The organism is Streptomyces sp. NPDC058375 (assembly GCF_042723425.1).
GTDB lineage: Bacteria > Actinomycetota > Actinomycetes > Streptomycetales > Streptomycetaceae > Streptomyces > Streptomyces durocortorensis.
Genome location: NZ_JBHXJG010000298.1, coordinates 1 through 8,189 on the forward strand (window position 1 = coordinate 1; position 8,189 = coordinate 8,189).

At 73.3% G+C, this 8,189-nt stretch carries 10 protein-coding genes; 6 read left to right on the plus strand and 4 right to left on the minus strand.

The genetic code is table 11. From position 1 onward, the window contains the following. Positions 1 to 213: 213 nt before the first annotated feature. The 5 genes from ACFWM7_RS31220 to ACFWM7_RS31240 all read left to right on the plus strand — a co-directional run bounded on the left by ACFWM7_RS31220 (position 214) and on the right by ACFWM7_RS31240 (position 4,864). Positions 214 to 975, plus strand: a complete 762-nt coding sequence (locus ACFWM7_RS31220) for a DeoR/GlpR family DNA-binding transcription regulator (RefSeq protein WP_205086633.1) — start codon at positions 214 to 216, stop codon at positions 973 to 975. Continuing rightward, positions 972 to 1,919: a 1-phosphofructokinase gene (pfkB, locus tag ACFWM7_RS31225; protein ID WP_383267012.1), complete on the plus strand. Its 948-nt coding sequence runs from the start codon at positions 972 to 974 to the stop codon at positions 1,917 to 1,919. The genes ACFWM7_RS31220 and pfkB overlap by 4 nt, the downstream gene beginning before the upstream one ends. 121 nt (positions 1,920 to 2,040) lie before the next feature. Further along, the gene (locus ACFWM7_RS31230; protein WP_383267015.1) at positions 2,041 to 4,065 is read left to right on the plus strand and encodes a fructose-specific PTS transporter subunit EIIC; all 2,025 of its coding nucleotides are present in this window, start codon (positions 2,041 to 2,043) and stop codon (positions 4,063 to 4,065) included. Between the two features lie 52 nt (positions 4,066 to 4,117). After that, positions 4,118 to 4,390, plus strand: coding sequence for an HPr family phosphocarrier protein (locus tag ACFWM7_RS31235; RefSeq protein ID WP_383267018.1), 273 nt, complete (start codon positions 4,118 to 4,120; stop codon positions 4,388 to 4,390). A gap of 30 nt (positions 4,391 to 4,420) precedes the next feature. Beyond that, positions 4,421 to 4,864 carry a protein-tyrosine phosphatase family protein gene (locus tag ACFWM7_RS31240; protein WP_383267020.1) on the plus strand — a complete coding sequence of 148 codons (444 nt, stop codon included), beginning with the start codon at positions 4,421 to 4,423 and terminating at the stop codon, positions 4,862 to 4,864. Between the two features lie 22 nt (positions 4,865 to 4,886). Here ACFWM7_RS31240 and lepB read toward each other — a convergent pair whose 3' ends face one another. From lepB to ACFWM7_RS31255, 3 genes are all read right to left on the minus strand, one after another. Beyond that, on the minus strand, positions 4,887 to 5,591 hold the full coding sequence (gene lepB / locus ACFWM7_RS31245) for a signal peptidase I (RefSeq protein ID WP_383267023.1): 705 nt from the start codon (positions 5,589 to 5,591) through the stop codon (positions 4,887 to 4,889). A gap of 81 nt (positions 5,592 to 5,672) precedes the next feature. Then, positions 5,673 to 5,963 (minus strand): hypothetical protein, encoded by a 291-nt coding sequence (locus ACFWM7_RS31250; RefSeq protein WP_383267026.1) that lies wholly within the window; start codon positions 5,961 to 5,963, stop codon positions 5,673 to 5,675. A gap of 112 nt (positions 5,964 to 6,075) precedes the next feature. After that, positions 6,076 to 6,585: a DUF664 domain-containing protein gene (locus ACFWM7_RS31255; protein WP_383267029.1), complete on the minus strand. Its 510-nt coding sequence runs from the start codon at positions 6,583 to 6,585 to the stop codon at positions 6,076 to 6,078. 83 nt (positions 6,586 to 6,668) lie between these two features. Here ACFWM7_RS31255 and ACFWM7_RS31260 point away from each other — a divergent pair, with 83 nt between their 5' ends. Continuing rightward, positions 6,669 to 7,034, plus strand: coding sequence for an iron chaperone (locus tag ACFWM7_RS31260; protein ID WP_383267032.1), 366 nt, complete (start codon positions 6,669 to 6,671; stop codon positions 7,032 to 7,034). A 28-nt stretch (positions 7,035 to 7,062) separates the two neighbouring features. Here ACFWM7_RS31260 and ACFWM7_RS31265 read toward each other — a convergent pair whose 3' ends face one another. Further along, entirely contained in the window at positions 7,063 to 8,100 is a 1,038-nt protein-coding gene (locus tag ACFWM7_RS31265) for an alpha/beta fold hydrolase (RefSeq protein ID WP_383267035.1), read from the minus strand. Positions 8,101 to 8,189 lie beyond the last annotated feature (89 nt).

Genomic DNA, 8,189 nt, shown 5'->3' on the forward strand with positions numbered 1-8,189 from the left:
CCGGTGCACGGTGCGCCCCGCCCGGCCATGCCCGCACCCGCCCCGCGCCCTCGCCCTCGCCCTCGCCCTCGCCCTCGCCCTCGCCCGCAGCAAGGCCCCTCTCTCCCTTCCGTTCATGCCCACTCCTCGCCCGAATGTGTTTACATTCCCGCACCCCGGACGTAACCTGAGCGCGAAACCACAGACTCGGGCATGAAACGGAAACGAAACCACATGTACGCACCGGAGCGTCAGCAGGAGATCCTCCGCCTCGCCCAGGAGAGCGGCCGGGTCGACGTGCTGTCGTTGGCCGAGGAGTTCCAGGTGACGGCCGAGACCGTCCGGCGGGACCTCAAGGCCCTGGACCGGGCGGGGCTGCTGCGCCGGGTGCACGGTGGGGCGATCCCGGTCGGGCGGCTCGACTTCGAGCCCGACCTCGCCGAGCGCGACGCCCTCTCCGCCGACGAGAAGGACCGTATCGCGCAGGCCGCCCTCGCCGAGCTGCCCGCCGAGGGCAATGTGATCGTCGACGCCGGGACCACGACCGCGCGGCTCGCCGCCGCCGTGCCGGTCGACGCGGCGCTGACCGTCGTGACCCACGCGCTGCCGGTGGCGGCAAGGCTCGCCGACCACCCCGGCATCGCGCTGCATCTGGTGGGCGGCCGGGTGCGGCACCGTACGCGCGCGGCGGTCGACGCCTGGGCGCTGGGTTCGTACGCCGAGATCAACGCCGACGTGGTCTTCCTCGCCACCAACGGCTTCTGTCCCGACCGCGGACTGACCACGCCCGACCTCGCCGAGGCCGCGGTGAAGCGGGCCGTGATCAAGGCGGCGCGCCGGGTCGTGCTGCTCGCCGACTCCGGCAAGTTCGGGCAGGAGCACTTCGCCCGCTTCGGCGATCTGACCGATGTGGACCTGCTCATCACCGACACGGGCCTCAGCCCCGACGACGCCCGCTCCATCGAGAGCCGGGGCACGGAAGTAGTACGCGCATGATCCTCACCGTCACCCCCAACCCCAGCCTGGACCGGACCTACGAGCTGCCCGGCCTGACACGCGGCACCGTCCTGCGCGCCACGGCGGACCGCGTCGACCCGGGCGGCAAGGGCGTCAACGTCTCCCGCGCGGTCGCGGCGGCCGGTCACCGCACGGTCGCCGTCGCCCCCGTGGGCGGGCCGGAGGGAGCGCTGCTCACCCGGCTCCTCGGCGACCTGGGCATCGAGGCCGCCGGTGTGCTGATCGCCGGGAACACCAGGATCAACGTCGCCCTCGTCGAACCCGACGGCACCCTCACCAAGGTCAACGCGGCGGGCCCCGAGCTGAGTCCGGCCGAGGCGGAGGACGTGCTCGAAGCGGTTCGGGTCCACGCGTCCGCCGCCGACTGGATCGCCTGCTGTGGGAGCCTGCCGCGCGGCCTGCCGCCGCAGTGGTACGCGGAGCTGGTCGAGCGGAGCCACCGGGCCGGCGCGCGGATCGCGTTGGACACCTCCGGAGCGGCGCTGACCGCAGCCCTGGACCGGGGGCCCGATGTGATCAAGCCCAACGCCCAGGAGCTGGCCGAGGCCGTGGGCCGGCCGCTGGCCACGGTGGGCGACGCGCTGAAGGCCGCCGAGGAGCTGCGCGAACGCGGCGCCCGGTCGGTGCTGGCGAGCCTGGGCGCGGACGGGCAGTTGCTGGTCGAGGCGTCGGCGGCGTATTTCGCCGCCGCCCCGGTGGCCGCCGTCCGCAGCAACGTCGGCGCCGGGGACGCCTCCCTGGCCGGTTTCCTGGCGGCCGGCGGGCGGGGCCCGGAAGCGCTCGCCTCGGCCGTCGCCCACGGGGCCGCGGCCGTGCAGCTCGCCGGAAGCCTCATGCCCACCCCGGCCGACCTCGATCTGCCGTCGGTCGTGACGTCCTCCGACGTACCGCTGGACCGCCCGCTGAGCGAGCCCGCCCCATGACTCCCGTACCACCGGCGACCCCGCCGTCCCCGCACCTCCCGTACGGCCCCCCACCCGTACGCGAGCTCCGCCCCGTCCCCCCGAGCCGCCGCACGGCGGTCCCCGAGCAAGGAGCACCGCGATGAGTGAGCTGATCACCGCGGAACTGGTCGACCTCGATCTGTCCGCCGCAACGAAGGACACCGCCGCGAGGTCGCTCGCCGAGCGGATGGTGGCCGCGCACCGCGTCACCGATCTCGACGGCTTCCTGGCCGACGTCGCCGCCCGCGAGGCGCAGATGCCGACCGGCCTCGATGGCGGCATCGGCATCCCGCACTGCCGCAGCGAGCACGTCAGCGCCCCGACGCTGGCCTTCGGGCGCAGCGCGGCGGGCATCGACTTCGGGGCGGCCGACGGTCCCGCCGACCTGATCTTCCTCATCGCCGCCCCGGCCGGGGCCGACGACGACCACCTCACCATCCTGTCGGGACTGGCCCGTCGGCTGATGGACCCGGAGTTCACCGACGCGCTGCGCGCCGGGACCGACCCCGGGGCGGTGGCCGCGCTGATCCGCGGCGAGGAGCCGGCGGACGGGCCGGAGCAGGCGGAGACGGAGCCCGAGGCCGAGGCGGAAGCGGTAGCCGGCGAAGCGGCCGGGAGCACCCCCTTCCGGATCGTCGCCGTCACCTCCTGCCCCACCGGTATCGCCCACACCTACATGGCCGCCGAGTCCCTGGCCGCGGCGGGCCGCGCCGAGGGTGTCGAGGTGACGGTGGAGACCCAGGGCTCGGCCGGCTTCAAGAAGCTGGATCCCGCCGTCGTCGCGGCGGCGGACGCCGTGATCTGGGCGCATGACGTGGAGGTCCGGGAGAAGGCCCGTTTCCGCGGCAAGCCGCTGGTCGACGTCGGGGTGAAGGCGGGCATCAACCGGCCCGCCGAGCTGATCGCCGAGGCCCGTCGCAAGGCGGAGCGCGGGGAGATCGCCGCCGTGTCCGAGGCCGACGGCGGCACGGACTCCGGCGACGGCGACAGGGCCGGATCCGGCGCGGACCACGCGCACTTCGGCGTCCGGCTCCGTACGTATCTGATGTCCGGCGTGAGTTACATGGTGCCGTTCGTCGCGGCGGGCGGGCTGTTGATCGCCCTCTCGTTCGCCATCGGCGGCTACGAGATAGCGAGCGCCAAGTCGGTGGCCGACCACTTCGTGTGGGGCGAGGCGGACAGTTGGGCCGCGCTGCTCAACCAGATCGGCTCGGCGGCCTTCGGGTTCCTGGTGCCGGTGCTGGCCGGGTACATCGCGTACGGGATGGCGGACCGGCCGGCGCTGGTGCCGGGCTTCGTCGGCGGGGCCATCGCGCTGACCGTGAACGCCGGGTTCCTCGGCGGTCTGGTCGCCGGTCTGCTGGCCGGTGCGGTGGTGATGGCGATCCAACGGGTTCCGGTCCACGCGACGTTGCGCGGGATCATGCCGGTCCTGGTGATCCCCCTGATCGCGTCGGCGGTCGTCGGCTTCCTGATGTTCATCGTGGTCGGCAAGCCCATCGCCTCGTTGCAGAGCGCGCTGACGGACCGGCTGAACGGTCTGTCGGGCTCCAACGCGGTGATTCTCGGCGTCGTCCTCGGGCTGATGATGTGCTTCGACATGGGCGGCCCGCTGAACAAGGTGGCGTACGCCTTCGCGGTCGGCGGTCTCGCCGACCCGACCGACGGCAGCCTCAAGGTGATGGCGGCGGTCATGGCGGCCGGGATGGTCCCGCCGCTGGCGATGGCGCTCGCCACGACCGTACGCAAGAAGCTGTTCACGAAGACCGAGCGGGAGAACGGCCGGGCGGCCTGGGTGCTGGGCGCCTCGTTCATCACCGAGGGCGCGATCCCGTTCGCCGCCGCCGATCCGCTGCGGGTCATCCCGTCGGTGATGGCGGGCGGCGCGGTCACCGGCGCCCTGTCGATGGCCTTCGGCGCGACGCTGCGCGCTCCGCACGGCGGCGTGTTCGTCGTCCCGCTGATCGGCGAGCCGTTCCTCTACCTGCTCGCCATCGCCGCCGGAACGCTGGTGGCGACCGCCCTCGTCGTCCTGCTCAAGGGCGCACGCCGGACGGCACCGGACACGGCCGGGGAGGCGGGGGCCACGGGCTCCGACGACTCCCGGGTCACGGCAGCCGTCTGACCACCCGAGCATCCCGCGCACGAAACCGCAGTCCCTTCCCGAGGAGTGAACCATGCACCAGCAGACCGTCGCCATAGCCTCTCGCAGTGGGCTGCACGCCCGCCCGGCGTCGCTGTTCGTCAAGGCCGCCGCCCGCCAGCCGGTCAAGGTGACCATCGCCCGCGAGGGACGCGACCCGGTCGACGCCCGCAGCATGCTCGCGGTGCTGGCCCTGGCGGTGCCGCACGGGGAGACCGTGGTCCTCAGCGCCGAGGGCGACGGGGCGCGGTCGGCGGTCGAGGAGCTCGCGGAGCTGCTCGCGCAGGATCTCGACGCCGCCGCCTGATCGGCAGGACGCCCCAGTAGGTTGGGGGACGTGACCGAACTCTGGAACGCCGCCGACCCCGCCGTCCTCGCGCTGCCGTCCGGGCGGCTGGTTCGGGGCCGGGGCCTGCGCAACCCGCTGCCCCCGGGCCCCGAACCGGACTTCGCCGTATACCTGCTGGGCCGCACCCCGCCCCCGGTCCGCTGGGAGTCACGGTGGCTGCGGTGGCCGGACTTCCGGCTCCCGGCGGACCGGGAGGAGGCGCGGGTTCTCCTCCAAGAGGTGTGGGACCGGGCGGCCGGCGAGCGGGTCGAGGTGGCCTGCGGCGGCGGGATGGGCCGGACCGGGACGGCGCTGGCCGTTCTGGCCGTCCTGGACGGGGTGCCGGCCGCGGAGGCGGTGGCGTTCGTGCGCGCCGGCTACCACCCGCGGGCGGTGGAAACGCCCTGGCAGCGCCGGTACGTACGGAACTTCGCACCGCCCGGGGCCCTGTAGAAACTTCGCGCCGCGGGGCCCTCTAGGACTTGTCGGGCACGTTCTTGAAGGTCTCGGGCACCGGCAGGGTGGCCCAGCGGCCGATCGGCCAGGCGACGACGACGGCCCGGCCGACGACCTCGTCGACCGGGACCATCCCCTCGTTGGGGTCGTCCTGGTGGTAGCGGGAGTCCGCGGAGGCCTGGCGGTGGTCTCCCATGACCCAGACCTTGCCGTCGGGCACGGTGACCTTGAACCGGCCGCCGTCGTCGTCGTTGCTGCACGGGGTGTTGCCGGGGAAGACGTACGGCTCGTCCAGGGCGGTGCCGTTGACCTTCACCGGCCCGTCGCCCGCGCACTCCACGGTGTCGCCGCCGACGCCGATGACCCGCTTGATGAGGTCCTTCTCCTCGGCGGAGGGCATCACGCCGATGAAGCTCAGCACCTTCTGCACGGTGTTGGGCTCGTCCACGGGCATGCCGGCGAGCCAGTCGGCCGGGTCGTGGAAGACGATCACCTCGCCGCGTTCCGGCTCCGACCCGAACCAGGGGGTCAGTTTGTCGACCAGGACCCGGTCGCCCTGCTGGAGGGTGTTCTGCATGGAGTCCGAGGGGATGGAGAAGGCCTGCACCAGGAACGTCTTGATGAGCAGGGCCAGGACCAGGGCCATGCCGATCAGGAGCGGCAGCTCCACCCAGAACGGCCGGTTCTTCCGTGTCCTCGACCGCCGCGCTCCCGCACGCCCCATGGCACCGCTCCTCACCCCGTGAACCGTCTGCACCCGTCCCTCGGGACGGGTCCGGTGATCCACTCTATGGGGCGTCGGGCGCTATGCGGGTTCCGCGCCGACCGGTGGGACTCTCGCTCCCTCTCCGGCGCGCACGGCTTCGACGACGCTCTGGTGGAAGGTGCGGCTCTCCTCCTCGGAGGGGCACGGCACGGGGCTGCCCACGAGGGTGAACCAGTCGGAGGAGCCGCTGTACTGCACGGCCACCGACGCCTGTCCGTCGAACCACGTCGTATGCACGGTGAGGTCGCCGCTCAGGATGCCCGCTTCTTCGGTGCGCACTCCGCCGGTGCCCGCGTAGACGCCGCTGGTCGTCCAGGATGCCCAGCTCATGACGGTCACCTTTCGGACGTACCCATGCCTGTCCGGCCGATTTCTTCCGAGTATGGCACCGCCGGTGGGACTGTGCACGGGTGTGTGCGGGCCCCTCCCCCGCGCCCCGGCCTCAGGCCCTCTCCAGCGCTCCGCGGACGAAGGCGGCCTGGCCCGCGTGCTGGAGATCCTCGGCGACGACGCTGATCAGCCGGACGCCCAGGGTCACCGGGGGCGTCCAGCCCTCGTCGACGACGCGGTCGAGGGCGTGGCCCTCCAGTCCCGCGACGAAGTCGAGCGTCCGCTCCTGCACGGCGTCGAAGTAGCCGAGGAGGGGTTCGGCGGAGTCCACGCGGACGGCGGCGACCTCGTCGCCGCTGTGCCCGTAGCCGGTGTCCGTCGCCTCGAACGGGAGCCCGAAGCGGTCGGCCCAGCCCTCGGTGAGCCAGATCTGTCCCGTTCCGGCGGCGTCGGCGATGTGGTCGTCCTGGACGCGGGTGAGATGCCAGACGAGCCAGGAGATGGAGTTGGCCCCCTCGTCGAGCCGGGCGTTGAGGTCGTCGGGCGACAGCCCCTCGACCGCCGCGTGGACGGCCTCCCCGATCCGGTCGAACGCTTCGGCCAGCATGCCTGCGGTGTTCATCCGCCCACTTTCGCTCACCGGGGCCGAGTTCCCCGGGGTGCGACACACCGCCGGGCCGGGGGGATGCGCCGTGCGATCGGCTCATGGTCTGGAGCAGCGCGCAGAATGTCGATCAGTATCTCGCCGAGGCCCCGGAGGCCCGCCGGGAGGCCCTCACGGCGCTGCGCGCGCTGTGCCGGGAGGAGCTGACGGGGTTCCGCGAGGTGATGGCGTACGGCATGCCCGCCTACGAGCGCGAGGGAAAGGGCGAGATCGCCTTCGCCGACCAGAAGCAGTACATCTCGTTCTACCTGCTGCGCACGGATGTCAGCGACGCGTTCACGGACCGGCTGGCCTCGCACGACATGGGCAAGGGCTGTCTGCGGTTCCGCAACCCGCAGAAGATCGACTTCACGCTCGTACGTGACCTTCTGCGGGCGACGGCGGCGACCCCCGGCACGCCCTGCTGACGCGAACGCGTCGCGGACCGGGCGCCCTTCAGCGCGGTCCGGTCACTCCGTGCAGCCAGTCGGTCAGCAGCCGGTTGACCTCGTCGGGGCGTTCCTGCTGGATCCAGTGGCCGCAGCCCTGGAGGATGTGGACGGCGGACAGGCCGGGGAGAGTCGTCGGGTAGGCGTCGATGGCGTCGGACATCCAGGTGGTGGAGGCGTCCAGGGCGCCGCCGATGAAGATCGAGGGCTGGGTGATCGGTGCGCCGTCCCAGGCGGCGAGGTCCTCCCAGTCGCGGTCGACGTTGCGGTAGCGGTTGAGTGCGCCGGTCAGGCCGGTGCGTTCGAACTCCTCGCTGTAGAAGTCGAGGTCGCGTTCGTCGAGCCAGCCGGGGAGCCTGCCCGTGGGGAACCGGTCGGCCATGCGCGCGCCCGGCGGTACGAAGAAGAGGGCCCCGTGGTCGGCGGGGGCGGGCGTCTCGCCGGTCAGGCCCGCGTAGAGGCCGGCGAGCCAGCCGCGTACGTCCGGTTCGATCTCCGCCTCGGCGCGGCCGGGGGTCTGGAAGTAGCTCACGTAGAACTCCTCCTCGCCGCCGACGCCCGCGAAGCCGTCGGTGGGGCGGGGGCCGCCGCGGGGCGCGTAGGGAACGCTCAGCAGGGCGACCGCGGTGAAGACGTCCGGCCGGAGCAGGGCGCTGTTCGCGGCGATGGGTGAGCCCCAGTCGTGCCCGACCACGGTCGCGGTCTCCTCGCCGAGCGCCCGGACGACGGCGGTGTTGTCGGCGACGTGGGCGAGCATGCGGTAGGCGTCGGTGGCGGCGGGCGCCGAGGAGCGCCCGTAGCCGCGTACGTCGATGGCGACGGCCCGGTATCCGGCGGCGGCCAGGGCGGGGAGCTGGTGGCGCCAGGAGTACCAGGATTCGGGGAAGCCGTGGACGAGGAGGACCAGGGGGCCGACGCCCTGTTCGACGCAGTGGATCCGGCCGCCGGGGACGTCGAGCGTCCGGTGCGTCGCACCGGGGAGCACGGTGGAGGGGCGGGCTCCGCGGCCCGTGGACGGCGTGGGTACGGGGGTGGGCTCCGGCATGGCTCCTCCTCGGGCGCCCCGTGCGGGCGGGGCGGTCGTGACGCTTCGGTGGGCGGCCGGGCCGGGGGCGACACCGCGGACCGGCTGGG

Bases quoted from the DNA above. Each gene is read 5' to 3' on its own strand.
- ACFWM7_RS31220 (WP_205086633.1), top strand. From the start codon at position 214: ATGTACGCACCGGAGCGTCAGCAGGAGATCCTCCGCCTCGCCCAGGAG.
- pfkB (WP_383267012.1), top strand. From the start codon at position 972: ATGATCCTCACCGTCACCCCCAACCCCAGCCTGGACCGGACCTACGAG.
- ACFWM7_RS31230 (WP_383267015.1), top strand. From the start codon at position 2,041: ATGAGTGAGCTGATCACCGCGGAACTGGTCGACCTCGATCTGTCCGCC.
- ACFWM7_RS31235 (WP_383267018.1), top strand. From the start codon at position 4,118: ATGCACCAGCAGACCGTCGCCATAGCCTCTCGCAGTGGGCTGCACGCC.
- lepB (WP_383267023.1), bottom strand. From the start codon at position 5,591: ATGGGGCGTGCGGGAGCGCGGCGGTCGAGGACACGGAAGAACCGGCCG.
- ACFWM7_RS31250 (WP_383267026.1), bottom strand. From the start codon at position 5,963: ATGAGCTGGGCATCCTGGACGACCAGCGGCGTCTACGCGGGCACCGGC.
- ACFWM7_RS31255 (WP_383267029.1), bottom strand. From the start codon at position 6,585: ATGAACACCGCAGGCATGCTGGCCGAAGCGTTCGACCGGATCGGGGAG.
- ACFWM7_RS31260 (WP_383267032.1), top strand. From the start codon at position 6,669: ATGGTCTGGAGCAGCGCGCAGAATGTCGATCAGTATCTCGCCGAGGCC.
- ACFWM7_RS31265 (WP_383267035.1), bottom strand. From the start codon at position 8,100: ATGCCGGAGCCCACCCCCGTACCCACGCCGTCCACGGGCCGCGGAGCC.